Origin of the sequence: Mesorhizobium sp. M0848, assembly GCF_040319805.1 — a bacterium.
GTDB lineage: Bacteria > Pseudomonadota > Alphaproteobacteria > Rhizobiales > Rhizobiaceae > Mesorhizobium.
The window spans coordinates 86,479-112,348 of the sequence record NZ_JAMYOM010000004.1; the positions used below are offsets into that span (position 1 = coordinate 86,479).

Consider the following 25,870-nt stretch of genomic DNA (forward strand, 5'->3'; position numbering starts at 1 on the left):
CCCTCACGAATTCGCAGGCGCGGCGAAACGGTAGGGCCGCGGCGCGGCGGCCGCTTCGGCGCGGTCGGCCAGGAGTTTCAGCAAGGCATCGGCGATTGCTTCGGCGATGTTCACGGCGACCACCGATTGCAATCCCGACCAGGCGGGCATGCTGTTCACTTCGAGTATGAACAGATTGCCGTCGTCAGCCCGCACGATGTCCACGCCGGCAAAATCCGCGCCGACCGCGGCTGACGCGGCGACAGCCAGCGAGGCCAGTTCCGCCTTGCCATGTTCGGAAACCTGTTCCGGCACGCCGCCCCTGTTGACGTTCGTGATCCAGTCGTCGCTGATGCGGCTCATCATCGCCACGGTCTCGCCGGCGCAGACAAAGACGCGAAAATCCCGGAAAGGCGGACCGGCACGCGACACATATTGCTGAAGGTAGTAGACGCTGTTCACCTCTTCTGCGGCCGGCAGGTCCGAGAGCGTGCGGATCAGCTTTATCCCGCGGCCTTGCGCGCCGAACAATGGTTTCAGCACCAGCGGTCCCCGCGGAAGCTCTTGCGCCGCGATCTCCTCGGCGACGGCAAGTCCTTCTACGGCAAAGGTGCGTGGCGTAGGCAGGCCGGCATTTTTCAGGAGGAATGTCGTCATCGACTTGTCGACGCAGCGCTCGATCGCCTGCGCGGAATTCCACACGGGAACCGACAGTCTGCTTAACGCGTGCAGCACGCCGAGGCGCCGGGTAATCGCTTCGAACGATCCGGCGGCGATCGAACGGACGAGCACGGCGTCGGGCAGCGTGCCGCCGAAGCCAGGGATCGAAAGCCCGCTCGGGCTGCTGGTGTCGAATGCGATCGCCGCCAGCGGCACGGCTGCAACGGCGGCGCCTCGCCGACCAAGCCCTGCCGCCAGGCCGTTGGAGCCGGTGTCCACTTTGTCGCTGACGATCAGGATGCGAGGGATCATGTGGCCTCTCGGGTACGGGAATGTCGGCGGCGCGAGCGATTCCACGCCCCAATGGCCGCGTCCGCGATGGGGCTGCACGAAATGCAGTCGTCGGGCAGGCGAATGACGGACGAATCCCTTTGCACCGCCATCCTCTTAGCCGAGACTCCGTTCGAGCATCTTCAGATCACGCCCACCGGCGCGAAACGTATCGCCGGTTTCGATCGCTGTCACGATCACTTCGGCCGGGCTGAACAGCAGCGGGTCGATGGCATAGAAATCGCCCTTGAACCGCGTGAAGATCTCGGCGAAGGGTTGGCCGTAGTCCCGTGAGGCGCTGCTTGGGAGTTTTTCCGCGAGTTTGCCAGCTTCTTTCGCCGATCCTTTCACGAAGAGCTGGACGCTGCCGCCATAGATGATGGCATCGTTGGTTCGGCCCATGGCGGTCAGGAAATCCGGATGGGGGGCGGGGATCGGAGCCGTTCCGATGCCATCGACAACGTTCTCCAGCGGGAATTTGAGATCGTTGATCTTGTGCAGGGCAACCTCGAGCGCGCGCGCAACGATCTGCACGCCGCCGGCAAGGCTTTGTGTCGGCGCATAGAGGAAGGTGAGCTTTTCCGTCGCCAGTCCAGTTGCCTTGCCCACTTTCTCAACGATCGCGCGGGGAGGCGGTTCGGCGGTCTCCAGGATAAGCACCGCGGACGATGCGATGTCGCGATAGGAAAGTGTTTCGAACAGCGGTTCGACCCGGGCGAGTGCCCGCGCCGGTCCAGATCCCATGGCGAAATAGTCCTGGCCAGACAGGTTCCAGCCCGCATACTGGCTGCCCAGGCAGGCTAGCACCGGCTGCGAAGATCGCGCTTCGACGGTGAACGGCCATTGCTGTGACGCGCGATCCATGAACACCGAAACGCTGCCGAGACCGCCCATCGCGGCCTCAGCCATGCGCAGCCCGGCTTCGACGCTGCCGACGGTCTTGGCGCCGGCATCGATCAGGCGCTCGCCCAATGGCCCCGTGGAGACGACGATACGCAGGCGTTCGGCGTCGCCGATCATGCCGTCAACGATGCGCTGTGCATTGTCGTTCAGGAATGCCGAACCGTCTTTCATGTCCGGTCTCCTTCCCATTGGAGTTGCAATTGACTGGCTTGTCCCTTGATGAGCCGCTTGGTCGATTGGACGCTCGGACCGCGTGCGAAGACCGTGCAGACAGGGTCGCCGGCAATCAGACGGGTGCCAGCCGACTGCTGGTCCGCTGTCCATTCAGGCCAGGCGATCGACGGAAAGTGAGTGATTGGCGTCGCGGCGTAAGTCACCATCGACGCCATCGAATCGACGAAGCGCGGCAAGCGGAAGACCTGACCCGTCGCGGCGCGCAGATGCGCTTCGATCAATGGCGCTTCGACATCGTCGAAAATGTCGAGGGTGGCGCCCGGCCTCGGATTGATCTCGATGAACTTGTAGCCATCCGGCCCGCGGATGAGATCGGCGCTGCACAATCCAACCAGGCCGGCGCGCCGCGTCAGACTTGAGAGCCAACCGCCGATGAGCGCCGCCTGTCTGCGATCGAAGCGTCTCAACCGCACGGCGCCGCCGTAGCGATAGGGCGCTGTCGGGGAGGGGGACGTCCACTGTTGGCTGAAGCCCACGATGTGCGCGGTTTGCCCGTTGCCGACGAACAGGGCCGAGATGCTGCGTCCGGCAACGAAGCGCTGGAAATAGCGGCCGGCGGTCGGGCTTTCTCCGGCTGCTCGTCTGACGTGCCCGCCGCCGGCGCCGCCCGCGGTCTTGACCACCCAGTTCTCCGGATCAGGCGGCTGGTCCCATCGCAATTGCGGATGCGGGATGCCGAGTTCGGTGCAATCATCAGCCAGCAACTGCGGATCCTTGATCCTGCGGATCGCGCCGCCGCCATTGCCTGCGAGCGGAAAGTGTCGCGCGATCTTGTCCACGGTCTCAGGCATCCGCTCAAACCCAGAGCCCAGGATAATGGCGACCGGGAGGTCGTCGCCAGCCAATCGCCGAAGCGTGTCGATGATGCGCTCGCCATCGACGCCCCCCTGCAGGTCGCCCGGCAATGTCGTCGCGCGTTCTGCGAGCGCGACGGTGTCCGTATCGCAAAAGAAATCGGCGACCAGCGGACGATAACCGGCGCGACGCGCGGCGGCGGCCAGCGCCCGGCCTGAAATTGCCGCGATCAAAAGAGATCCGGCGTTACTTGGCAATCTCGCGTGCAAGGGAAAACGCTTCCTGAAAATCGAGCGTGATCGTCTTTTCGGATTCGATCATTCTTTTGAAGAGACCGAATTCGACCTTATATTTGACATTGCCAATGGCAAGCGGACCAATGCCGACAGCTTTTGCCGTTTCGAGTGGATCACCATTGGCATTGACGGCCAATCCTTCGATGCCGGCCGGGGGAACAGCATTGACGTCGGCCGCAATAAGCAGGTCATTGCCTTTCAATTGGGCTTTGGAGACCACTTGGACGCCGGCTTTAGCGCAAGCCAGGATAATTTCGTTTGCCTCGACCAGCTTTGTCTTGCGGGCGTCGCTCGATCCGTCAGCGGCATCGACGATGATGTTGAATCTGCTTTCGATCTCGGCCGCGATCTGCTTGACCCTTTCAATGCCGTCATGGCCGACAAGTGTGACCCGTGCACCTTCCTCTGCCGCGATGACGGCGGTGCAGAAGCCGACGACGCCGGTGGCGCCGAAAACAGCCACCCTCGTATCCCTGAGCCCACGCTGGAATTTCTTCTCCAGCGCCTTTTCGACCTTGGCCACCATCGCCGCGGCCGTGGTGAACGAGCCGGCCGGATCGGCAAATACCGAAACCTGGAAAGGCGGCACCATCGCCTTCTTCGCGGCGTCGAACATGTCGAGCGCCAACGAGGCATCTTTCCCGGCGATGAAGATGCCGGTGTCGACACCCGCATCCGGCGGGCGCGAAAAGATCGCGTCCTGGACCAGGCCTGTCACTTCGGCGAGGCTTACATCGACATAGGGGACGACGGCGTCGAAACCTGCGTCGAGCGCCATATTCACGTCGAAGGGGCTCATCTGCTTCAACGGTGTCAGCATGTGCAGGATGTGTTTGCGGGCCATTTCTTGCCTTTCTGCCTGAAACGGGAGCGTCAGCTGCCGACGAGATTCAGCCTGGTTGAGCTGATCTTCGCGCCGGAGTTCCTGCCCTTGACGATCTTGATCTCAAGGCCGTCTCCAACTTTCGTCTTCCGAACCGCGTCGACGAACTTGAGTGCGGCGTCATGCGATGGCGCGAAGGCAAAGCCTGTCGGCCCCCAGGAACTCTGGCCGATGCCGACGGCGCCTGCTTCATTGAGACGGTGGGCCGCCATCTCGACCCCCTTCGAGGTGAACACGCCGCCCTGCGCCGGGGCGAAATGGCTGCCGATCAGCATCTGTATCGCGGTGACGGCGGCGCCGAATGCCGGAAGGTCCCGCTCGACCAGAGCCGGCATAATGCCCATCAGCACCCTCCGGCAGATCTCCCCGCTGCCTGCCGTTGGGAATGGCGGCAGCGAACGAAACGCCGCGACCTCGGCAGCGCCATGCAGTCCATGCCCGGAATGGTCGAGGATGAGGATGACGCGCCACTCTTCCGGAAACGGCAGCCGCGCGACGACCGGAGGCGTTCCGCCGCGGTCGTTCTTGCCGGCGTCGACTATGACGCCGCCGTCTTCGAAACTTGCGATGCCGATGCCGGATCGGCCGCCCCGCTCGAGCAGGCTGGCGTCGCCGACGATATCCAGAGGCAAATTATGGAGAGTGCGCAATGCCGAGGCGACGGCAAGGGCGATCTGCGTGCCGGACCCCAGACCCGCATGACTGGGGATCGACTGCTCGACCACCAGATGGTGCTGGCCGCGAATGCCGAGATGCTTGCAGAGCGTCGACAGATGCTCGCTGGCGCGGGTGCTCTCGGAGTCTTCGACGATGGTCTCGCCGGACCGCGACAGGGTGACGACGGTTTCGGGTTCGCTCAATGGAAGCCCGACGCTGCCGAACCGCCGTCCGGCATCGCCATTGAGATCAAGGAAGCCAAGGTGCAGGCGAGCGGGCACTCGTATGGTAACAGAATTCGACATCTGCCCCCCGATGGGTGCATCATGGATGCATCATGGAAGTTTAGGTGCCCGGTACCATGATAACTGTTTTCGTCGATGGGGCAAGCCAAAGAGAATGCATCACGTGTTTGCCGGCTCCGGCGCATAGACAGACCGAGCAATTCGCGGAGGTCGAGATGAACGAGACAGTCAAGGAAAAGGTCTATTCGGAAGCCGAGATCGCCGATCGGCTTGAGAAGGAGCTGCCGAAATGGCGTTACGAAAACGGCTGGATCCGGCGCAAATACAAGACCCACAGCTGGAAATCGACGCTCATGGTCATCAACACGGTTGGCCATCTCGCCGAGGCGGCGTGGCACCATCCCGATATCACCGCCTCCTATGCCTGGGTCGAGGTGCGCCTGACGAACCACGCGGCGAAAGGCATTACCGACAAGGATTTCGAGTTGGCGAAAAAGATCGAGGATGTTGTTCAGTGGCAGCCGGCCAAGGAAGGCGGGGCGCTGGAAGGCACTCCGCTGACCGATCAACGCTTCGCTTACGTCAAATATGACTAGGCAGGGTCGGAATTTGTTGACGCGTATGAAAACATTCGCTGATCCGCTGCAAGGTGGGGTTCACGGCCAATCCAGTTTCGTCTAGGATCGGGCCGGCACCAGAAAGTAGTTTAGCGAATGGCGGTTGCTTGGATCGGCAACCGGGAAGCGCTGATTGAGCACGCGGCTGCGCATGCCGCGTCGCTATTGTCGTCAAGTCGGTGCCCGGTTTTCAGCTTTGATACGGATATAGACGGCACTAGGGCGGCGATCGCGCTGGCCGAGCGGGCTGGCGCGGCATACGACCATGCCGATGGCGCGGCACTTGCCCGAGAGACCGCGCTTTTTACGGACACGGGGGCAATGACCGTCGCCCCCGGAGAGACGCGCCGGCGTGCCGATGTCGTGGTGATCGTGGGCGAGCTCCCGCGGATCCATCATGGTCTTGTTGGCGAACTCGCTGGAACGGTTCCCGACCTCTCGACCGGGAACCAGCGCGCGTTCTTCGTGGTAGGTCCAAACGGGATGTCTGTGCCGCCGCTGAACGGCGGGCGCAAGGCAACGCAACTTTCCTGTGGCCAAGCCAGCCTCGCCGCCACGCTGGCGGCACTGAGAGCACAGTACAAAGGGCAGCGTACATCGCAACCGGTGTCGAATTTCAATGATTTCGCCAAAGCTCTGGCGGCCGCGCATTTTCCCGTGTTCCTGTTTTCAGGCCACGCCGCCGAAGGCTTGGCTTTGGAGATGCTGCAAGGACTAATCGCCGATCTCAATCGCAAATCGCGCGCATCCGGCCTTCATCTGCCGGCGAACGAAAACGGCTGGGGAAGCACGCTCGCCTCGGCTTGGATGACAGGTTTTCCGCTGCGCACGGGCTTTGCGCGCGGCTTCCCGGAGTTCGATCCCTGGCGTTACGATGTGGCGCGCATGATCGCTGCCGGCGAAGCCGACCTGCACCTGCGGATCTCCGCCACAACGGCTCAAGCGATGGAAAAAAAGCGCCGCATGGCGCTGATTGCGTTGACGAAAACGCAAGAGCCGGTTGCCGGCGCCGCGGTCACCATCGCCATCGGCGAGGCTGGGGTCGATCACGATGCGGTTGTCTACTCCAGCCGCACGGGCTCGCTCAGGTCGATCGATGCGCAAGCGGCCTCGCAATTGCCCTCCGCCGCGACGATCATCCGCCTGATCGCTACCCATGCTTTCGCCGAGGCACTGCCATGCTGACGAAAATCGCCGGCGGCGACATCATCGATCCCGTCAACGGCCGTCTCGGCAAAGGCGACCTCTGGATCAAGGACGACAAGATCGTTCCGGCGCCGGCGGGAGGGGCGGCCGACCGGATCATCGAAGCCAGCGGCTGCATCGTGATGGCTGGCGCCATCGACATCCACTCCCACATCGGCGGCGGCAATGTGAACACCGCGCGGCTGCTCTTGCCCGAACAGCACGCCGCCCATCAGCCGCGGCCAGCAATGACGCCGCTCTCCAATGCCGGCTGGTCGACGTTCCAGACCGGCTGCCTCTACGCAAAGATGGGCTTTACGACGGTGGTCGAGCCGGCGATGTCGCCGGGAGCGGCGCTTCACACGCATCTCGAACTGGCTGACATCCCGATCATCGACAAAGCAACCCTCGCCATTCTCGGCAATGACGATTTCCTGTTGTCGATGATCCGCGACGACGCCCCCCGAACGATGATCGAGGACTATGTCGCCTGGACGGTCGCTTCGACGCGAGCGCTTGGGGTCAAGGTGATCAACGCCGGTGCGGCGGCCGCCTTCAAGGAGAACGTCCGCACCTTCTCGCTGGACGATGTCGTGCCTTCCTATGGCGTCAGTTCGCGCAAGATCGTCAAGACGCTGCAGGCCGCCGTCGACAGTCTTGGCCTGCCGCATCCCCTGCATGTCCATTGCAACAATCTGGGCAGCCCCGGATCGGCGGATACGGCGGCTGCGACGATTGCAGCGGCGGATGGGCTGCCGCTGCATCTCGCCCACCTCCAGTTCTATGGCTATGGCACGGAAGGAAAACGCGGGTTTTCTTCCGCCGCCGCACGGCTTGCCGAACTGGTCAACGCGACGCCGGAAGTCACCATCGATATCGGCCAGGTCATGTTCGGCCAGACGGTCACGGTCTCCTCCGACGTCATGCGGCAGTTTTCGGCGCGTGGCAGCGCGCACCCGAAAAAGACCGTCATTCATGACGGTGACGGCAATGGCGGCGGCATCGTGCCCTACAGCTATGGCAAGGACTTCTACGGCACGATGCAGTGGGCGATCGGGCTCGAGCTTTTTCTCCTGATCGACGATCCCTGGCGTGTGTTCTTCACCACCGATCATCCCAACGGTGCACCTTTTACCGCTTATCCGGCGCTGTTCGAACTGCTGATGAGCCGGGAAGCGCGCGCCGAAATGACCGCCGGACTTTCACGATCCGCTCTGGCGCTCTCTACCCTGGCCGCAATCGACCGCGAATACACGTTCGAGGAAATCGCCATCATGACGCGCGCGGCGCCAGCCAAGCTGCTCGGCTTGACGGACCGAGGCCATCTCGGCGCCGGCGCAACAGCAGACATCGCTATCTATCGCAGGGACCGCAGTATCGCGAAAATGCTCGGACGGGCGGCGTATGTTTTCAAGGATGGCGATCTCGTCGTGCAAGACGGGGAAATCATCCATTACCGCTGGGGCAAGGCATTGAGGCTCAAGCCGCCTGTCGACAAGGCAATGGTGCGACGGCTCGAGGACTATCACCAGCAGCGCTACGGCCTGTCGCTGGACTGGTTCAATTTTCCGGATTCCGCGATTGCGCGCGAACAGCCATTCGGCGAGGTGCCATGCCGGACATGAGCGTCAATGGGGTAACGATCGACGATACCTTCGCCGAAGCCTTCGGCATGCGCGCAACCGCCATCGTCATCACCGCGCCGAGTCGGAAATGGGCTCGCCAGGCGGCGATCACGATGACCGGCTTCGCCACCTCGGTGATCGGTTGCGGCTGCGAAGCGGCAATCGATCTCGACCTGCCGCCATCGGCCACACCGGATGGCCGGCCGGGCTGCCGCGTCATGATTTTCGCGATGGGAACGGACGAATTGCAGAAACAACTGCTCAATCGTGTCGGCCAGTGCGTTTTGACCTCGCCGGGTTCCGCCTGCTTTGCCGGACTGCAGGGCAGCGCCGAGCTCAAGCTCGGTTCGGCGCTGCGTTATTTCGGCGACGGCTGGCAAATCTCCAAGAAGATCGGCGACAGGCATTTTTGGCGTATTCCCGTCATGGATGGCGAGTTCCTGTGCGAAGCAACGACCGGACTGACGAAGGAAGCTGTCGGTGGCGGCAATTTCTTTGTCATGGCGCAAAGCAGCCCCAACGCTTTGGTCGCCGCCGAGGCCGCGGTCGCTGCGATCGGCATGGTGCCTGGCGCCATCGTGCCGTTTCCGGGCGGAATTGCCCGTTCGGGTTCCAAGATAGGTGGCAAATACAAACGCATGATCGCTTCGGCCAACGAAGCCTACGCGCCGACGCTGCGCGGCGTCGTCGCGAGTGAGCTCGGTCCCGACATCAACGCCGTCCTGGAAATCGTCATCGATGGTGAAACCAATGATGCAGTTGCCGCCGCGATGAAGGCCGGCATCAAGGCTGTCATAGAGCTCGGACCGAAAAGAGGCGCGGTTCGCATCAGCGCCGGCAATTACGGCGGCAAGCTCGGAAAATTCATCTACTCGCTGAAGGATATGCTGCCATGAAGGGGCTGACCTTCACCCTGGTTACCGAGCCGCCGGAGCGCCTTGACCTGTCGCCGCTGACGCCGGAGCGGCTGGCCGGGGTCGACAGGCGCGACGTCGAAAGAATCCAGATCGGCATGACGAGGCACGGCTCGAAGGTGGGCGACATTTTTCGCGTCGCCGGCAGCGATCCGACAAGCATCGTGTTCGAAGGTGGAAGCGCGCGCCTTGACCTTGTGGCGCAAGGCATGCGGACCGGGTCGGTTCGCCTCGTTGGCAATGCCGGCGCCCAGGCCGGGCGCGCCATGCGCGGTGGCAAGCTCACGATCGAGGGCAATGCGGGTCCATACGCCGGCTCCGGCATGCGCGGCGGCAGGCTTGAGATAACGGGCAATGCCGGCGACCACCTCGGTGCGCCGCTCGTGGGGGAACTGGCCGGCATGAACGGCGGTGTGTTGATTGTCAGGGGCAAGGCGGGCGCCTTCGCGGCGGACCGCATGCGGCGCGGCCTGATCGCGGTGCTGAAAGGCTCCGGCGACCTTGCCGGCAGCCGCATGATCGCCGGCACGCTGGTGGTGGCCGGTGGCACCGGCGAGATGCCCGGCTATTTGATGCGTCGCGGTTCGATCCTTCTCGATCGCGCGCCGGCACGCATGTCGCCGAGCTTCGTCGAATGCGGCGCGCCCGAGAGCGTTTTCGCCGCCATCATCGATCGTCATCTGATCACCGAGGGCATATTGAAGCGGCCGCTTCTGGGGAGCGCACCGCGCAAATATGGCGGGGATAACGCAGTGCTCGGAATGGGCGAGGTTCTTTTTCCGCGCTGAGATCCGTCGACACAAGAGCCATAGGATGGCAGGACGCAAGTGCTGCCGCTGGATGGCAGTAGGTGGCGACCGTCATCCGACCCGCAACGTGGAGAACACATGAAAATCATCTCTCAAACGAAAGCCCATGGCGGCGTGCAGGGCGTCTATTCCCATTTGTCGACGAGTTGCCGTTGCGACATGACTTTTGCCGTTTTCATACCTCCGCAGGCGCGGGAGGCGCCTTGTCCCGTTGTGTGGTATCTCTCAGGCCTGACGTGCACCCACGCCAATGTAATGGACAAGGGCGAGTACAGGCGCATGGCCGCCGAGCTTGGCCTGATCGTCGTCTGTCCCGACACCAGCCCGCGTGGGGCCGACATTCCGGATGAAAAAGACAACTGGCAGTTCGGCTCCGGCGCCGGCTTCTATCTCGATGCGACGCAAGAGCCTTATGCGAAGAATTATCGCATGTATTCCTATGTCACCGAGGAGTTGCCGGCCCTCATCGCGGCTGAATTTCCAGCCGATATGGCCCGCCAGGCTATCTCCGGCCATTCGATGGGCGGGCATGGCGCGCTGACGATTGCCTTGAAGAATCCGCAACGTTTCAAGAGCTGCTCGGCATTCGCCCCGATCGCCCAGCCAAGCACCGCCGGCTGGTCGAGACCGGCTTTTGAGAAGTATCTCGGCAATGATGAGGCCTCGTGGCGAACTTGCGACGCGACGTCGCTCATCGATGACGGATACCGTTTCCCCGAATTCTTGGTGGATCAGGGAACGTCGGATGGATTTCTTGACGACGGGCTCAGGCCTTGGCTGCTTGAAGCGGCCTGCAACAAAGCAGGTATTCCGCTAAAGCTGCGGATGCAGGATGGATATGATCACTCGTATCTTTTCATCTCCAGCTTTATGGACGACCATCTGAGATGGCATGGCGAGAGACTTTGAGCTGGGCAAGCCTAAGGCATGGGCAGATGCAAACAAGTTCTTGAATTCGAGCCTTTACGCCGAGGACGCCGCGCCTGCCGCCGTCAAACGCTACACGTTCAGCCCTGACGCCGCCCACGCGAAAGAACTGAAAGCAGTAGCCGACCTCAATGAGATCCCCGAGCCGCCCTGCGGCGAAATGCCTGACGGCATCCAGTATTTCGAGGTGCCCACGGGTGAGGGGCGCAAGGTGCTGTTCGTGCGGATAGGGTAGGACGAGCAGACGCTGGAGGTGTTGCCGTAGAGATAGCAGGCGGGATCAGAGCCTGATCCGATTGAGTGAATTGCCTTCTACGCCTCTACGTATTCCGCGAGGCTGACACCCTTGGGCACATCCAGCCCATCGGCTCGCAAACCTTCGATGTGAAAGCGTATTGCATCGCGAATCTCGGTTTCCACTTCAGGCACAGTGGCACCTGTCGCGATGCAGCCGGGTAGGTCCGGCACATAGGCAGAGAAATTACTTCCTGCTTTTTCAATCACCACCGCGTAACGCATGTCATCACTCCTTCAAACCTGACTGCTTGAGGATGCTGTTCAGTGTTCCCTGTGCAACCTCTTCAGACGGCTTGCCAGCCACGGTGACGCGGCCGGCTTTGACTTCATGCTTATATTGGCGATGGCTGCCCTTGGTTGCAACCAGATACCAGCCGTCGAACTGTAAGCCGAGGTGGCACTAGACCTCAGCTGCACCCGCTCGTGGAGCCGCACGTATCGCACTTCTCACAAGTCCCGTTCCGCACCATGGTGAAATTCTGGCACTCGGAGCAGGAATTGCCGGTGTAGCCCTGGAGCAGGGACTTGGCGCGGCGGTCGTTGGCGAGTTTCTTGGCTTCGGCCGCCTCGACGGCCGCGGCGTCGGTGAACAATCCCGCGGTGGCGTCGGATGCAGCCGCTTCCTCGAAGGCGATGTCCTCGGCCAGTTCCTTCGCCCGCTCCTCATAGTCGCGCTTGTAGGCGACCGCTTCGTCGCTGGCTGGCTTCAGCGCCAGCACGTTGGAGCCGGAGAAGGCGGTCGGTGCCGAGCGGGCAGGGGCGCCCGAGGGGGCTGCAAAGCCTTTCGGATCGTTGCCGCTGACGCGCGACACCAGCTTCACCGGCGAGGCGCCACGGGTCAGGCCCTTGGAGACCGCATCGGTCTTGCCTTCGCTGATGCCACGGCCAAGTGCGGTGTTGGAAAAGTCCGACTGGTCGACATGGGCGAGGTCGTTGCGGCCGAGATAGGAGATCGCCAGCTCGCGGAACACGTAGTCGAGGATCGACGTCGCGCTCTTGATGGCGTCATTGCCCTGCACCATGCCGGCCGGCTCGAACTTGGTGAAGGTGAAGGCATGCACATATTCGTCGAGTGGCACGCCATATTGCAGGCCCAGCGAAATGGCGATGGCGAAGTTGTTGAGAAGGCCGCGCAAGGTCGCGCCTTCCTTGTTCATGTCGATGAAGATCTCGCCGAGACGGCCATCGTCATATTCGCCGGTGCGCAGGAAAATGGTGTTGCCACCGATCTTGGCCTTCTGCGTGTAACCCTTGCGGCGTCCGGGCAGCTTTTCCTGCTCGCGCGACACGCGCTCGATGATGCGCTCGACGATCCGCTCGGTGATCTGTGCGGCACGTGCTGCCGCAGGTGCGGCGAGCAGCTGCTCGACGGCATCATCCTCGTCATCCTCGCCATCGGCGAGCAGCGAGGAGTTCAGCGGCTGCGACAGCTTCGAGCCGTCGCGGTAGAGCGCGTTGGCCTTCAGCGCCAGCTTCCACGACAGCATGTAGGCGCCCTTGGCGTCTTCCACCGTCGCATCGTTGGGCATGTTGATGGTCTTGGAGATGGCGCCGGAAATGAAGGGCTGTGCAGCCGCCATCATCTGGATGTGGCTGTTGATCGAAAGCGAGCGCTTGCCGATCTTGCCGCACGGGCTGGCGCAATCGAACACCGCCAGGTGTTCGGCCTTGAGGAACGGTGCGCCTTCCAGCGTCATCGCACCACAGACATGGATGTTGGCGGCCTCGATGTCTTTGCGGGAGAAGCCGAGCGCCGGCAGGATCTCGAACGAGAAGTCGTTGAGCTGCTCGTCGGTGAACCCGAACGTCTCCTTCACCCAGTCGGCGCCGAGCGTCCACTGGTTGAAGACGAACTTGATGTCGAAGGCCGATTTCAAGGCTGCGTTGAGCGCGGCGATCTTGTCGTCGGTGAAGCCCTTGGCCTTGAGCGCGCCGGGGTTGATGGCGGGCGCCTGGTTGAGGTTGCCGTGGCCAACCGCATAGGCCTCCATCTCCGCGATCTGGGCTTCGGAGTAGCCGAGCGTGCGCAGCGCTTCCGGCACGGCGCGGTTGATGATTTTGAAATAGCCGCCGCCGGCCAGTTTCTTGAACTTCACCAGCGCGAAGTCGGGCTCGATGCCGGTGGTGTCGCAATCCATGACCAGACCGATCGTGCCGGTCGGCGCAATCACGGTCGCCTGCGCGTTGCGGTAGCCATGCTCCTCGCCGAGTTCGATGGCGCGGTCCCAGGCGGCCTTAGCGTGGGTAGCAAGGTCCTGCTGCTTCAGGTCGGAAGCGACCAGCGGCACCGGATTGACGGCGAGCTTCTCGTAGCCCTGCTTCTCGCCATAGGCGGCACGGCGATGGTTGCGCATGACGCGCAGCATGTTCTGCGCATTGCGGTCGTAGTCGGCGAAGGCGCCGAGCTCGCCGGCCATCTCGGCCGAGGTGGCATAGGCCATGCCGGTCATGATCGCGGTGAGTGCGGCGCAGATCGCGCGGCCTTCATCGGAGTCGTAGGGAATGCCCGACGTCATCAGCAGGCCGCCGATATTGGCATAGCCGAGGCCAAGCGTGCGGTATTCGTAGGACTGCTTGGCGATCTCCTTCGACGGGAACTGCGCCATCATGACCGAGATTTCGAGAACGATGGTCCACAGCCGCACCGTGTGCTCATAGGCAGCGATGTCGATGGTGCCGTCGGCGTTGCGGTAGGGCAGCAGATTGATCGAGGCGAGGTTGCAGGCCGTGTCGTCGAGGAACATGTACTCCGAGCACGGGTTGGACGCCCGGATCGCACCAGCGGAAGCGCAGGTGTGCCAGTCGTTCATCGTGGTGTTGAAATGCAGGCCCGGATCGGCCGACGCCCAGGCGGCGTAACCGATCTTTTCCCAGAGATCCCTGGCCTTCAGCGTTTTCATCACCTTGCCGTCCTTGCGGGCGGTCAGGTGCCAGTCGGCATCGTCCTCGACGGCGCGCAGGAAATTGTCCTTCAGCGACACCGAATTGTTGGAGTTCTGGCCCGAAACCGTGAGGTAGGCATCCGAATCCCAGTCGGTGTCGTAGGTCTTGAACGACATCGAGCTATAGCCCTGCTTGGCGAACTGGATGACGCGGTAGATGTAGTTCTCCGGCACGGCGGATTTCTTGGCCGCCTTGATCTCGCGCTTCAGCGCGGAGTTGATCGACGGGTCGAAGCAGTCGTCGCCATTGCCTTCGCAGTTGACGCAGGCCTTCATGATCGCTTCGAGATGCTTCTTGACGATCTTCGAGCCGGTCACCAGCGAGGCGACCTTCTGCTCTTCATTGACCTTCCAGTCGATGAATTCCTCGATATCGGGGTGGTCGGCGTCGACAATGACCATTTTGGCGGCGCGGCGCGTGGTGCCGCCCGACTTGATCGCGCCCGCCGCACGGTCGCCGATCTTGAGGAAGCTCATCAGGCCCGACGAGCGGCCGCCGCCGGACAGTTTTTCGCCTTCGCCGCGCAGCAGCGAGAAGTTGGAGCCGGTGCCGGAGCCGTATTTGAACAGGCGCGCTTCACGCACCCACAGGTCCATGATGCCGCCCTCGTTGACGAGGTCGTCCTGTACGCCCTGGATGAAGCAGGCATGCGGCTGCGGATGCTCGTAGGAGGATTTCGACTTGGTCAGCTTGCCGGTGAACGGGTCGACATAGAAGTGGCCCTGGCTCGGGCCGTCAATGCCATAGGCCCAGTGCAGGCCGGTGTTGAACCATTGCGGCGAGTTCGGCGCGACGCGCTGGGTGGCCAGCATGTAGGCAAGCTCGTCGCGGAAGGCGCGCGCGTCTTCCTCCGACCCCTTGAAGTAGCCGCCTTTCCAGCCCCAGTAAGTCCAGGTGCCGGCAAGCCGGTCGAAGACCTGGCGGGCGTCGATCTCGGAACCGTAGCGCTCGGCTTCCGGCAGCTTCGCCAGTTCCGCCTCATCGGCGACGGAGCGCCACAGGAAGGAGGGGACGTCGTTCTCCTCGATCTTCTTAAGGCGTGCGGGGACACCGGCCTTGCGGAAATATTTCTGCGCCAGGATATCGGCTGCAACCTGGGAGAACTGCGCCGGCACGTCGATATTGTCCAAGCGGAACACCACCGAACCATCCGGATTCTTGATCTCCGAAAGCGCCTTGCGGAATTCGATCTCCGCATAGGCAGATTGTCCTGGCTTGGTGAAACGACGCTCGATGCGCATTGGTCCGGTCCCTTTTGTCTATATATAGCGCTTTTCCCAAGGGATTTCTGCCCCCGATGCGAAACGCGCATGTCCGCCGTCTGCCGGGCGTTCGAAACGACCGGCTCTCCATTTTCGCGGTCTCCGCCGGCCCTGCTGGTCAAACTCCTTGCGAAGTATCTGTCCAACGCGCCGACGAACCCGCGGGTCCCTCAAAACTGATTTTTTCCGATTCCCTCGATCGAGGGAAATTCACACTATCTAGCGTCGAACCTACCTGCAAACACTAAATATAGTATTAACAGACAATTTATTCAAGCCCGACAATTGTCCCTATCGTCCCAACCGCCCCACAATCCCAACGCTTCCGCCGGCCTCGTAAACAGGCGGAAATGCGAGCAAAAACGCACATAGTCCGGGAAAAAAGACCGGGCTCAGAACTTTCCGGTCGCACTCTCAACAGGAGCACATGGCCTATAAAAGGCGACTCGTTTTGCGCCGTCAAGGATTCGTTTGCGTAGCTTTTGTGACCCCAACATCTTGTGTGTCACATATGTGGATAACGGGGATAGAATGCAGGCGCGGATCACGATTTTCCGCGCGCAAGCTTGCCCGGGCGTCAGCCGTAATGCAGCCGGGGTTTTGGCTCGGTGCCGGTGAACTGCACCCCGATACGGTCGTTGCGTCGCCAGCGGACCTCGCAACGATAGGCAATGCCGTCGAGCGGCACATAGAGAAGGAAGCGATCTGGGACCCGGGCTTCGAGCGGTATCTTCAGTTCGGCGCCGCCGTCGTGCTGATTGCGCAGCGTGCAGCCCACTTCCGAATTCGAAATTCCGGTGATGATCGACCCGCCCTTGAGCACGCGCGGACGACGCTCGCGCTGGGGCTCGTCGGACTCGTTTGGAATTGGATTTGCGGGATTCGCCATCGATCAAAAATACCAGAGCTGCCGAATCCTATCCTTGATTCCTTAGCAAAGCATTCATGTCGATACGCGGCAACGCATGTCCAGCCCTTGCAAGCCAGTCCCGTTTTGCAAAGAGCGCGGTGTGGCCGCCCGTCAGGAGAAGCTGTGCGGGTCGGCGCAGAAATAGGCGATGATCTGGCAAAGGTCGGGTTCGTTGACCATGCGCACCGCTTCGCTTGCGCGGACCCATTTGCGGGTGCGTGAGTGTTTTTCCTTCCAGCGGTCCGCGACTTTGTCGACATGCAGCGGAAACACCAGGACCTCGCACGGCACTTCTTCGCCGGAAGCCAGTACCTTGGCGTAGAAGTAACGGCCGGCTTCAAGATGAGAGACACGACCGCGCAGCCCGGCCTCCTCGCCGGCTTCGCGCGCCGCGGCCTCGCAGAGCGGCTCCCTGGCCTCGGGCCAGCCCTTGGGCAACACCCATCGACCCGTATCGCGGCTGGTGATCAGCATGATCTCGACGCCGTCTCCCGTGTCGCGCCAAGGCAGGGCGGCAACCTGCAGGCGGCACGGCGCCGTGCCGAAGAGCCGTCGGACCCTTTCGGCCAGATGATTATGTGTCGTTGGCCTCGTCAACATCGAAGAAGCTAGCCCCAGCCTCCGGAATCGTTTGCCGTCTCACGAATCTTACGGCTAATTGTCGGCAATAAAAGTAAAAAATTTCATTCGCCTGGCCGATTTCCGCCGATAGAGGTCGATTTCACAAAATATCCGGCCCTGCCGGACCTGTTTGCGAAAGCAAATCATCCCCAGTGCAAGCTGCCGGTCTGTAACAGGCAGGTAGTTCGAATCAGCCCGCGTGGTCGTCGGCGATCGGCTTCTGGTAGGTGAAGCCCATGTCCCACGGGAAATAGATCCAGGTGTCCTGGCTGACTTCGGTGACGAAAGTATCGACCAGCGGCCGGCCTTTCGGCTTGGCGTAGACGGTGGCGAAATGCGCCTTGGGCATCATCGCGCGCACGATGCCCGCCGTCTTGCCGGTGTCGGTCAGGTCATCGATGATCAGCACGCCGGCGCCGTCTTCGGCGAGCAGGGCAGGGGTGATCTCCTTGAGGACCTGCAGCTGCCCCTGGCTGGTATAGTCGTGATAGGAGGCGACGCAGACCGTCTCGATGACGCGGATGCTGAGTTCACGCGAGATGATCGCCGCGGGGACCAGCCCGCCTCGCGTGATGCAGACGATCGCTTTCCATTGTCCCTTGTTGGCGCCGGAAAGCCGCCAGGCGAGCGCCCGGGCGTCGCGATGGAACTGGTCCCAGGAGACCGGAAAGGCTTTTTCGGGAAGGGACATGTCGCGCACTCCACAGCACGCGAGGATCGCGCGCAGGTAAACAGGGGAATGCGCGCGGAATTAGCTGGAAAGCCCCCATCTTGGCAAGAGCAAGGGCCTTGGCAAAGGCAAGGGCCAACGATCGGTGTGGACCTACCGCGACAGGAAGGCTGCCACCGGCGCGGTGCGCAGCACGCTGCGCGTCACGCCGCCGAACAGAAGCTGACGCAGCCATGAGTGGCTGTAGGCACCAAGCACCAGCAGATCGGCGCCGGTTTCCGCGATCCTGGTCTGGATGATGTCATCGACCGAACTGCCGCCCGACTGCTGCACCGAGACGCTGACGGTGGCGCCGTGGCGCGATAGCGCCGACGCGATTTCGGCGCCGGCGGCCTCCGGGCTGTCGTCGAGCGTTTCAGGAGGGTCGATAACCAATATGTCGGTCTTCTCGGCTTCGATGATGAAGGGCAGCGCGTCGAAGGCGGCGCGTGCCGCTTCCTTGCTTCCGTTCCAGGCGAGCAAGACGCGTTTGAAGGTGGTGATCAGCGGACCCTCGTGCGGCACCACCAGCACCGGCCGGCCGGCATCGTAGACCAGCGTGTCTACGTCCGCGCTGGAATCTCCGCCCGTTTCGCGCTGCGCCGCTATGATCAGGTCGGCGGCCCGCACGCTCGAAATCCCGGACAGTGCGCTGTCACCCGAAAAGCTTTCCAGGCTTCGCCACTCGAAGGAAAGACCGGAATCCTCGATATGCCTGAGAAACAGCGTCCTCAACTTCTCGGCCCGTTCCCGGTTCATGTCTGCCGAAACCTGCAGGAATTCGGTGTCGGGAAAGCCTGTGGCGGAGGTGTAGGGCACGGGAAGCGTTTCGGCGTGGATGCCGACCAGATGGCTCTGAAACCGGGTGGCGAGCGGAATGGCGCAGTCGAGCACGCGCTCGGCGTCCTGCTCGTTCTGCAGAATGGCGACGATGGTTTTGAATCGCATGACAATCCCTCGGTTTACGAGCTGGCGAACTCGTGCCGGGGAAACGTTGCAGCGTCGTGCTTTGTTCCGGCCTGGACCAGATCAGCCGGGATTGCTGGCGAAGCCGGCGACCATCGCCTCGACATCGGCGCGGGCGGCGTCCAGCGCCTCCTGGCTGCGGGCACGCACGACCAACTCGGTCCAGAACTTGCCATCGCCATATTTCGGGTAGGAGCCGATGATCGTATCGGGATGCGCTTTCTGGATATCACCCAGCGGCCCGCCGATGAGGCCTTCGCCGAACGGGCAGGGCACGGTCGCCGACAGCATCTTCGTGCCGGCCTTCAGCGTCGGCACGACATTGTCGAGCATGGCTTGGAAAATCGATGGCACGCCGGCCATGACGTGGACGTTGCCGATGCGGAAGCCAGGCGCGACCGACACCGGATTGTCGATGAGATCGGCGCCGCGCGGCATCCGCGCCATGCGCTTGCGGGCCTGCGTGTATTCGATGCCGCGCGCGGCATAGCTTGCTTCCAGCATCGCATAGGCCCGGGCATCGTATTCGCAAGGCACGCCAAAAGCCTTGGATATGGAATCGGCCGTGATGTCGTCATGCGTCGGACCGATGCCGCCGGTGGTGAACACATAGGTGTAACGGCTGCGCACGGCATTCACCGCCGCGATGATCTCGTCTTCCTCGTCAGGGACGATGCGCACTTCCTTGAGGTCGATGCCGATCGCCGTCATGATGTCGGCGAGATGGCCGATGTTCTTGTCCTTGGTGCGGCCGGACAGAATCTCATCGCCGATGACGAGCATGGCGGCGGTCACGATTTCAGGCATGGAAGGCTCCGGCAAGGCGAGTGGCCTGGGAAGGCGAGTGGTCTGAGATAGCGCGGCGCGACGGTGGCCGCAATGTCATCTTCGCGCCGCCACGGCGAGCCGATGAGGTCAAGGATCTAGGTTCGAACTGGTCGAGGGAATAGGGCACATGCCGCAATTCGTGATCCCGGAGCGAACCGCCGCATTCATCGAGCGCATCGCCGGCCGGGCTTTGCTGGTCAGGGCCTCACCTCAGCTTCACGACAATTTCAAGGAACCATTCGGCTGACTACCGGGTTTTATGAGTGTCGCACCAAGGCGGCTAAGATACGGAGTGATTCAATGGTTACAAAAATTCTCGCAGCATCTGTTCTGACGATCGGTCTCGCAACATCGGCGATGGCGCAGTCACTGGACGACAGGTATTCCAACAATCGTGATTGGTGGCTGTTCGGCGACAACGACCAGACAACTGTCGACCCCTATACCACGGGAAGCATCCGTGACGGCTCCGGGTTGAACACCCAAGGCAATACCGGCGCAATAGGCCCATGTGCCCACAACACGCCCGGCCCGGACGCCAACGCAGGGCAAAACGTCAACGATCAGTATTGCGGCAAATAGCCAGAACGCGATTTCCGAAAAGCGCACACTGATTTTCTGGAAAGCAATGTTCGAGGGCTAGTCCGCAAGGACAGCCGCTGGCCGCTGGCGCGTCCTTTCTCCGGACGGCGCTACGGTCGGCGCCCTGTCGGACCGCTCAACATCAAGCGCTATACCGAATTAATCTGAGACTTCTGTCTGCGGCCGGTCGCGGCCGTCGGCCAATTCTTCGTGCCATTTGCCTTCGGCGTCCTCATACTGGATGCCGTCGGTCGCTCCGGCGACCTGCTGCTCGGCCGAGGCGATTTCGGCTGCGCGCAATGCGTCCTGATGCGTGGGAAACGTCTCGGAAAAGGTCGCTCCGACCTTGTAGGCCCAGCCGCCGTCATGCTCGACGATCTTGTAAGTCAGCTTCGCCATGGAAAACCTCCGGTTGAAAGGTCCGTCTGCTCAATGCAGCCGGTCGTCGGGCAGTCTGTCGTCGGGCACCAGCACTTCCGATTCCTTGGCGGCTTCAATCAGCGCCCGGCGCGCATCTGCTGTCGAACGATAACCTTCCAGCACTTTGAGGCAAGTGTCGAGGGCATCACGATGGCGCGGGCCGCGATTGAGCGGCCACACCGTCATCAGGCACTCCGCGGCCTCCTGGGCGCTGCGGATGTGGCGATATTTGCCGACGTGGCCAAGTTCGACGACGACCGGCACTTCAAAAGGTTTGTTGTCCATCATGGCCGCAACGCAAAGCAGCCAATTTGGTTGCAACCATGGCCGTCAGCCTGCGCCCAAACGTCTCAGAGGCTGTTTGAAGGCTCTACACCTGCGGTCAGCGCGCAACCGGCAAGAATGCCCTGAACAGTTTCCTCCCACGCCGGCCACGCCCGCCGCAGCCTCGTCCCACCCAACAGCTTGCGGACGGAATAGCTGCGAAGCACCGTCAAACTGTCTGGAGACAGGAGGGGCGCGCGTTTCGGGAGCGCGGACCGTTCAGCCCACCGCCTTCATCCAGTGCTGCATCGTGGTCACCGAACGGGCAAGCTGCGGCGCCGGGTGGATCGTTTCGCTGAATGTCGCCGCCGCACGCCATCCCCAGCGCGGATCAGCCAGGAAGGCCCGCGCCAGCGCCACCATGTCGGCGCGGCCCTCGGTGAGGATCGCTTCGGCCTGCTTGGGGTCGTCGATCAGGCCGACGGCACGGGTCGGAATATCAGCACCCTTGCGCACCGCCTCCGCCAGATGCACCTGATAGCCGGGGCCGGTGGGCAATTTCTGCAACGGCGAATTGCCGCCGCTCGAGCAGCAGAGATAGGCAACGCCCTCGTCCTTGAGCGCTTTGGCCACTTCGATCGCGTCCGCCACATCGAAGCCGCCGTCGACCCAATCCTTCACCGACAGCCTTGCGCCGAGCATCAGCTTTGGCACCGCCTTGCGCACCGCCTTGGCGATTTCGACGGCAAGACGCATGCGGTTTTCCAGCGAGCCACCCCAGCGGTCCGAGCGCTGGTTGGACAAGGGCGACAGGAACTGGAAGATCAAATAGCCATGCGCGGCGTGCAGTTCGATGAAATCGAAGCCGGCGCGTTCGGCTCGCCTTGCGGCCTCGGTGAAGCGTTCGATGAGCTGCAGGATCTCCTCGTCCTCCAGTGCGTGCGGCACGTTCCAGCCGGTGTCGTAGGGGATGGCCGAGGCGGAAACGGTCTGCCAGGGATCCTCGTTTGGCTGCAATGGCCCGCCGCCTTCCCACGGCTTGCGGTTCGAAGCCTTGCGGCCGGCATGGGCGAGTTGGGAGCCGAATTTCGTGCCGGGTGCGGCGACGCGTCGTGCGGCGTTCAGTGCGCGGCGGGCGGCGGCTTCATTGTCTTCGGAATAAAGGCCGAGGCAGCCATGGGTAATACGCCCGCGCCGCTCGACATCGGTCATCTCGACTGTGACCATGCCGGCACCGGACATTGCGAGATTCATCCAGTGATGGAGATGCCAGTCACTGGCCGAGCCGTCGTCGGCGGAATACTGGCACATCGGCGCGACGGCGATGCGGTTGGGAAAGGTGAGGCCGTCGAGGGTGATCGACTGGAAAAGCGACGCTGTCATGAGAAACTCCGGGAGGGTTCGCAGCTATTTAGGCGACCGATGGCGCCTGCGCCAGACACGAGGCGGTGAAAGGGGTTCTGGACCAATCACTGACGGGATTGCCGAAATGCCGGTTCGCGGATAGGCCTCGGCAATGCATGGCGCCCAAAAGTGGCCCCGGTTTGGGAGAACGACACGCATAAAACAGGAGCATAAAGCGCGACGCGCTTTTGCATGGAGACCACGATGGAAGATCGTATTCGCGTCCGTTCGGAGGAAATCCTCTCCGACGACTGGGCCGTCCTGAAGAAGACCGTTCTCGACTACCGTCGGCGCGACGGTCAGTGGGAGACGCAAATCCGCCAGACCTATGATCGCGGCGATGGCGCGGTGATCCTGCCTTACGACCCCTTGCGTTCGACCGTGCTTCTGGTGCGCCAGTTCCGCTATCCCGCCTACGTCACCGGCCACCGCGAGCCGCTGATCGAGGCCTGTGCCGGCCTGTTGGACGAAAACGATCCCGAAACCTGCATCCGAAAGGAGGCGGAGGAAGAACTCGGCTACCGGCTACAGAACGTCGAGCGGCTGTTTTCGCCCTATATGAGCCCCGGCAGTGTCACCGAACGTCTCTGGTTTTTCATCGCCCGTTATTCACCCGCCGACCGCATCTCGGCCGGCGGCGGCGCGCAAGAAGAGGGCGAGGACATCGAGGTCCTGGAAATGCCGCTCGACGAGGCCCTGGCCGGCATCGCCGATGGCCGTATCCTCGACGCCAAGACCATTATTCTGATCCAGCATCTGAAGCTCAATCCGATCGCTGCCTGAACCGAGCTTCGGTGGCCGCCACCCGAAGCTCGCAGAGCGAAGGGTGGTGCGGATGAAGGGACTCGAACCCCCACGCCTTTCGGCACTGGAACCTAAATCCAGGGCGTCTACCAGTTCCGCCACATCCGCATGGACCGGCAATCCCATGTGGCCATCATTCTGTCAATGTCAGAGACAAGATGTGGGTCAGCGACAAGATGTGGTCAGGCCCGAATGCTGGTTATTCGCCGGAATGCGAAGACTGTTGAAAATTGGCCTCGCCTGTGACAAAAGGCGTGTCAAATGTGACGGGACGCGACGATCCGCTTCTGCAGAATGTGATAAGAAGTAGGAAAAACAAGAACTTATTCACATTTTGGAACGCAGTTTGGGAGAGTTTGAGCCGGGTTTTCGGTCAAATCGCCAGGTTCCGTACCAAAAGCCATTCCCGGCAAGAATATACCGGCAGGCTGTGAACGGCAGAGGCCGTGGCAGTCTCATTGGTGAAAACAAAGGTTTTACGATGCAGGTCACCGAAACGCTCAACTCCGGTCTCAAGCGAGAGATCAAGATCACCGTGCCGGCCGGTGACATGGAAGCCAAGCTGATGGCGCGGCTTTCGGATGCCCGCAACAAGGTCCGCATCAACGGCTTCCGTCCCGGCAAGGTGCCGGTGCAGCACCTGCGCAAGGTTTACGGCAAGTCGTTCATGGCCGAAGTGGTCAACGAAATCCTCAACGATTCGACCCGTTCGATCATTACCGGGCGTGGTGAAAAGGCTGCCATGCAGCCCGAAGTCATCATGACCGAGGATGAGAAGGAAGCCGAGAAGATCCTGGCCGGCGGCGCCGACTTCGAATTCCGCCTCAACTACGAGATCATCCCGGCGATCGAGATCAAGGACTTTTCCGACATCAAGGTGACACGCCAGGTGTTCGACGTTCCGGATACCGAGATCGACGAGCAGGTTCAGCGCGTTGCCGAATCGGCGCGCAGCTATGAGCCGAAGACCGGCAAGGCCGCCAATGGCGACCGCGTCACCATCGACTATGTCGGCAAGATCGACGGCGAGGCCTTCAATGGCGGCGCCGGCACCGATCAGCCGCTGGTGTTGGGTTCGAAGGAATTCATCCCCGGCTTCGAGGATCAGCTGGTCGGCGCCAAGGCCGGTGACGAAAAGCAGGTCACCGTGACTTTCCCGGAAAACTACCAGGCCGCGCATCTGGCCGGCAAGGAAGCGACCTTCGACGTCACCGTCAAGGAAGTGTCCCAGCCCGGCGCGCTGGAAATCAACGACGAGACCGCCAAGAACCTCGGCCTGGAGTCGCTGGAGCGCCTGCGCGACGTCGTACGCGGCCAGATCGAGAACCAGTTCGGCGCTATGACGCGCCAGAAGGTCAAGCGCCAGCTGCTCGACCAGCTCGACGCGGCCTATTCGTTCGAGGCGCCATCGAAGCTCGTCGACGCCGAGTTCAACAACATCTGGGCGCAGGTCAATCGTGACCTGGAAGCAGCCGGACGCACCTTCGCCGACGAAGAGACGACGGAAGAAGAGGCGCGCGCCGAGTATCTGCGGCTTGCCGAGCGCCGCGTACGCCTTGGCCTGGTACTGGCTGAAATTGGCGAGAAGGCCGGCGTCACCGTATCGGACGAAGAGCTGCAGCGCGGCCTGTTCGAGCAGGTGCGCCGCTATCCGGGCAACCAGCAGCAGGAAGTCTTCGAGTTCTACCGCAACAACCCGGAAGCGTTGAACACGCTGCGGGCACCGATGTTCGAGGAAAAGGTGGTCGACCATCTGCTCGGTCAGATTTCGGTCACCGACGTCAAGGTCAGCAAGGAAGAGCTGATGGCCGACGACGAAGAGGACGAGACCGCCGTCAAGGCGAAGCCGGCGAAGAAAGCCGCCGCCAAGAAGGCCGACGCCAAGAAGGCCGACGACGCGGAAGAGCCCAAGAAGAAGGCTGCGCCGAAGAAGAAGGCCGCCGAATAACACCAGCGCTCCGCTGAAACAGGAAGGCCGCCGTCGAGGCGGCCTTTTTCGTTGCCAAACTGCAACAGCCGCCATGCTTCGCACGCGACGGCCTGTGGCGACCAAGCTTTGATCATTATCTGCGCTTCTATTGCAAGCCGCTTGGTTGTTGGAGGGCGTGTTGAGACTGTTCGTCGAATTGGGACACGCTTCGGCAATCGCGCTGATGCTTGTCTCGGTCTGCGGCATTGCCCAGGCCGGCACGGTGCCTGACAACTGGCGGTTCGGCACGAGTGAAGACGGCCTCGTCACGGCCTCGCTCTATGCCACCAACAAGCTGATCACCGGCGGCGGTGCCTTGAGCTACAGCCCGATCCTGACGATTGCCTGCCGGGTAAACGGCGAGCCGCATTGGACTGAATGGCTGCAACTGAACGACGCTGTTTCGGCCAGCCGCAAGATCACCATGTCGATCACGGTCGATCAGGAGAGCAAGTTCGATGAAAGCTGGTCGGTCGGGCCGCGCGGCCGGATGCTGGTGCGCGATGGAGCCGACGGCATCAGGCGCCTTGTCGCCGCGAACCGGCTCCAGCTTTCCTGGCGGTTCGGGCTGCTGGCGGGGCGCGGCGAGGCCGATTTCGACCTCGCCGGGTTCGGCGAAGCGGTCAACCAGGTAGCCGGCAGCTGCAACACCGATCCGCCGTGAACGGACCGCAACGGGCACGGCTTGCTGCACAGGCGTTCAGCTCAAATCACGTGCGCAAGCTCGCCGGGTGTCAGAACGCGACGACGTCACCAGGCAGGGGCGCAACCATGCCTGCAGTGCGGCAAAGATCGATCACTTGCCGCATGGCGGGAACTCGAGGGCGTGCCG

Annotated in this window: 26 protein-coding genes, 1 tRNA gene and 1 pseudogene; 11 read left to right on the forward strand and 17 right to left on the reverse strand. The window is 62.1% G+C overall.

Translation table 11 applies throughout. The features are described 5' to 3' along the window. Positions 1-3: 3 nt before the first annotated feature. The 5 genes from NKH95_RS05690 to NKH95_RS05710 all read right to left on the reverse strand — a co-directional run bounded on the left by NKH95_RS05690 (position 4) and on the right by NKH95_RS05710 (position 5,042). Positions 4-951: an ATP-grasp domain-containing protein gene (locus NKH95_RS05690; protein WP_128303330.1), complete on the reverse strand. Its 948-nt coding sequence runs from the start codon at positions 949-951 to the stop codon at positions 4-6. Between the two features lie 135 nt (positions 952-1,086). Further along, entirely contained in the window at positions 1,087-2,043 is a 957-nt protein-coding gene (gene mch / locus NKH95_RS05695) for a methenyltetrahydromethanopterin cyclohydrolase (protein WP_352440197.1), read from the reverse strand. Further along, the gene (locus tag NKH95_RS05700; RefSeq protein WP_352796696.1) at positions 2,040-3,134 is read right to left on the reverse strand and encodes an ATP-grasp domain-containing protein; all 1,095 of its coding nucleotides are present in this window, start codon (positions 3,132-3,134) and stop codon (positions 2,040-2,042) included. The genes mch and NKH95_RS05700 overlap by 4 nt, the downstream gene beginning before the upstream one ends. A 13-nt stretch (positions 3,135-3,147) precedes the next feature. Beyond that, the gene (locus NKH95_RS05705; RefSeq protein ID WP_023810423.1) at positions 3,148-4,041 is read right to left on the reverse strand and encodes an NAD(P)-dependent methylenetetrahydromethanopterin dehydrogenase; all 894 of its coding nucleotides are present in this window, start codon (positions 4,039-4,041) and stop codon (positions 3,148-3,150) included. Positions 4,042-4,070: 29 nt separating this feature from the next. Continuing rightward, the gene (locus NKH95_RS05710) at positions 4,071-5,042 is read right to left on the reverse strand and encodes a beta-ribofuranosylaminobenzene 5'-phosphate synthase family protein (protein WP_128303333.1); all 972 of its coding nucleotides are present in this window, start codon (positions 5,040-5,042) and stop codon (positions 4,071-4,073) included. A 155-nt stretch (positions 5,043-5,197) separates the two neighbouring features. On the opposite strand from NKH95_RS05710, the gene NKH95_RS05715 reads away from it, so the two are divergent. The 7 genes from NKH95_RS05715 (at position 5,198) to NKH95_RS05745 (ending at position 11,294) form a co-directional block, all read left to right on the forward strand. Beyond that, positions 5,198-5,578 (forward strand): 4a-hydroxytetrahydrobiopterin dehydratase, encoded by a 381-nt coding sequence (locus tag NKH95_RS05715; RefSeq protein ID WP_013532029.1) that lies wholly within the window; start codon positions 5,198-5,200, stop codon positions 5,576-5,578. Positions 5,579-5,920: 342 nt separating this feature from the next. Continuing rightward, on the forward strand, positions 5,921-6,784 hold the full coding sequence (locus NKH95_RS05720; RefSeq protein ID WP_352891167.1) for a tungsten formylmethanofuran dehydrogenase: 864 nt from the start codon (positions 5,921-5,923) through the stop codon (positions 6,782-6,784). Next, positions 6,778-8,409 carry a formylmethanofuran dehydrogenase subunit A gene (locus NKH95_RS05725; protein WP_352673758.1) on the forward strand — a complete coding sequence of 544 codons (1,632 nt, stop codon included), beginning with the start codon at positions 6,778-6,780 and terminating at the stop codon, positions 8,407-8,409. Before NKH95_RS05720 ends, NKH95_RS05725 begins: the two co-directional genes overlap by 7 nt. Continuing rightward, the gene (gene fhcD / locus NKH95_RS05730) at positions 8,397-9,305 is read left to right on the forward strand and encodes a formylmethanofuran--tetrahydromethanopterin N-formyltransferase (protein WP_352891169.1); all 909 of its coding nucleotides are present in this window, start codon (positions 8,397-8,399) and stop codon (positions 9,303-9,305) included. Before NKH95_RS05725 ends, fhcD begins: the two co-directional genes overlap by 13 nt. Next, complete coding sequence (locus tag NKH95_RS05735; protein WP_352891170.1) at positions 9,302-10,111, forward strand: formylmethanofuran dehydrogenase subunit C; 810 nt, start codon at positions 9,302-9,304, stop codon at positions 10,109-10,111. The genes fhcD and NKH95_RS05735 overlap by 4 nt, the downstream gene beginning before the upstream one ends. A gap of 99 nt (positions 10,112-10,210) precedes the next feature. Then, a complete protein-coding gene (gene fghA / locus NKH95_RS05740) occupies positions 10,211-11,041 on the forward strand; it encodes an S-formylglutathione hydrolase (protein ID WP_352673752.1) in 831 nt (276 codons plus the stop codon). Further along, the gene (locus NKH95_RS05745) at positions 11,025-11,294 is read left to right on the forward strand and encodes a hypothetical protein (protein ID WP_352673750.1); all 270 of its coding nucleotides are present in this window, start codon (positions 11,025-11,027) and stop codon (positions 11,292-11,294) included. Before fghA ends, NKH95_RS05745 begins: the two co-directional genes overlap by 17 nt. Positions 11,295-11,371: 77 nt before the next feature. Here the strand turns inward: NKH95_RS05745 and NKH95_RS05750 are convergent, their stop codons facing one another. From NKH95_RS05750 to NKH95_RS05785, 8 genes and pseudogenes are all read right to left on the reverse strand, one after another. After that, positions 11,372-11,578, reverse strand: a complete 207-nt coding sequence (locus NKH95_RS05750) for a type II toxin-antitoxin system HicB family antitoxin (protein WP_127293307.1) — start codon at positions 11,576-11,578, stop codon at positions 11,372-11,374. A 4-nt stretch (positions 11,579-11,582) separates the two neighbouring features. Then, positions 11,583-11,744, reverse strand: a pseudogene (locus NKH95_RS05755) (type II toxin-antitoxin system HicA family toxin); the annotation flags it as partial. Positions 11,745-11,763: 19 nt separating this feature from the next. Beyond that, positions 11,764-15,540, reverse strand: coding sequence for a vitamin B12-dependent ribonucleotide reductase (locus NKH95_RS05760; protein WP_352673748.1), 3,777 nt, complete (start codon positions 15,538-15,540; stop codon positions 11,764-11,766). A 598-nt stretch (positions 15,541-16,138) separates the two neighbouring features. Continuing rightward, positions 16,139-16,450, reverse strand: coding sequence for a PilZ domain-containing protein (locus NKH95_RS05765; RefSeq protein WP_023810434.1), 312 nt, complete (start codon positions 16,448-16,450; stop codon positions 16,139-16,141). Between the two features lie 132 nt (positions 16,451-16,582). Then, entirely contained in the window at positions 16,583-17,071 is a 489-nt protein-coding gene (locus NKH95_RS05770; protein ID WP_023810435.1) for an NUDIX hydrolase, read from the reverse strand. A gap of 211 nt (positions 17,072-17,282) precedes the next feature. Beyond that, a complete protein-coding gene (gene gpt / locus NKH95_RS05775; RefSeq protein WP_352891171.1) occupies positions 17,283-17,783 on the reverse strand; it encodes a xanthine phosphoribosyltransferase in 501 nt (166 codons plus the stop codon). A 132-nt stretch (positions 17,784-17,915) separates the two neighbouring features. Then, positions 17,916-18,749 (reverse strand): universal stress protein, encoded by an 834-nt coding sequence (locus NKH95_RS05780; protein ID WP_352720284.1) that lies wholly within the window; start codon positions 18,747-18,749, stop codon positions 17,916-17,918. A gap of 81 nt (positions 18,750-18,830) precedes the next feature. Next, a complete protein-coding gene (locus NKH95_RS05785) occupies positions 18,831-19,574 on the reverse strand; it encodes a competence/damage-inducible protein A (protein ID WP_352720282.1) in 744 nt (247 codons plus the stop codon). Between the two features lie 321 nt (positions 19,575-19,895). On the opposite strand from NKH95_RS05785, the gene NKH95_RS05790 reads away from it, so the two are divergent. Beyond that, on the forward strand, positions 19,896-20,177 hold the full coding sequence (locus NKH95_RS05790) for a hypothetical protein (RefSeq protein ID WP_023810439.1): 282 nt from the start codon (positions 19,896-19,898) through the stop codon (positions 20,175-20,177). A gap of 159 nt (positions 20,178-20,336) precedes the next feature. On the opposite strand, the gene NKH95_RS05795 is transcribed toward NKH95_RS05790, so the two are convergent. The 3 genes from NKH95_RS05795 to NKH95_RS05805 all read right to left on the reverse strand — a co-directional run bounded on the left by NKH95_RS05795 (position 20,337) and on the right by NKH95_RS05805 (position 22,244). Further along, positions 20,337-20,576 (reverse strand): DUF2188 domain-containing protein, encoded by a 240-nt coding sequence (locus NKH95_RS05795; protein ID WP_013532013.1) that lies wholly within the window; start codon positions 20,574-20,576, stop codon positions 20,337-20,339. A gap of 30 nt (positions 20,577-20,606) precedes the next feature. Further along, the gene (locus tag NKH95_RS05800; protein WP_013532012.1) at positions 20,607-20,885 is read right to left on the reverse strand and encodes a DUF982 domain-containing protein; all 279 of its coding nucleotides are present in this window, start codon (positions 20,883-20,885) and stop codon (positions 20,607-20,609) included. A gap of 255 nt (positions 20,886-21,140) precedes the next feature. Next, positions 21,141-22,244 carry an NADH:flavin oxidoreductase/NADH oxidase gene (locus tag NKH95_RS05805; RefSeq protein ID WP_352891172.1) on the reverse strand — a complete coding sequence of 368 codons (1,104 nt, stop codon included), beginning with the start codon at positions 22,242-22,244 and terminating at the stop codon, positions 21,141-21,143. A 225-nt stretch (positions 22,245-22,469) separates the two neighbouring features. Between NKH95_RS05805 and NKH95_RS05810 the strand changes: the two genes are divergently transcribed. Then, positions 22,470-23,048 carry an NUDIX domain-containing protein gene (locus tag NKH95_RS05810; RefSeq protein ID WP_352555253.1) on the forward strand — a complete coding sequence of 193 codons (579 nt, stop codon included), beginning with the start codon at positions 22,470-22,472 and terminating at the stop codon, positions 23,046-23,048. 44 nt (positions 23,049-23,092) lie between these two features. Here the strand turns inward: NKH95_RS05810 and NKH95_RS05815 are convergent. Then, a tRNA-Leu gene (locus NKH95_RS05815) sits at positions 23,093-23,177 on the reverse strand. A gap of 373 nt (positions 23,178-23,550) precedes the next feature. On the opposite strand from NKH95_RS05815, the gene tig reads away from it, so the two are divergent. Both tig and NKH95_RS05825 read left to right on the forward strand, forming a co-directional pair. After that, positions 23,551-25,017 (forward strand): trigger factor, encoded by a 1,467-nt coding sequence (gene tig, locus NKH95_RS05820; RefSeq protein ID WP_352555251.1) that lies wholly within the window; start codon positions 23,551-23,553, stop codon positions 25,015-25,017. A gap of 160 nt (positions 25,018-25,177) precedes the next feature. Further along, positions 25,178-25,702: a hypothetical protein gene (locus NKH95_RS05825; protein WP_023810444.1), complete on the forward strand. Its 525-nt coding sequence runs from the start codon at positions 25,178-25,180 to the stop codon at positions 25,700-25,702. The last annotated feature ends 168 nt before the right edge of the window (positions 25,703-25,870 follow it).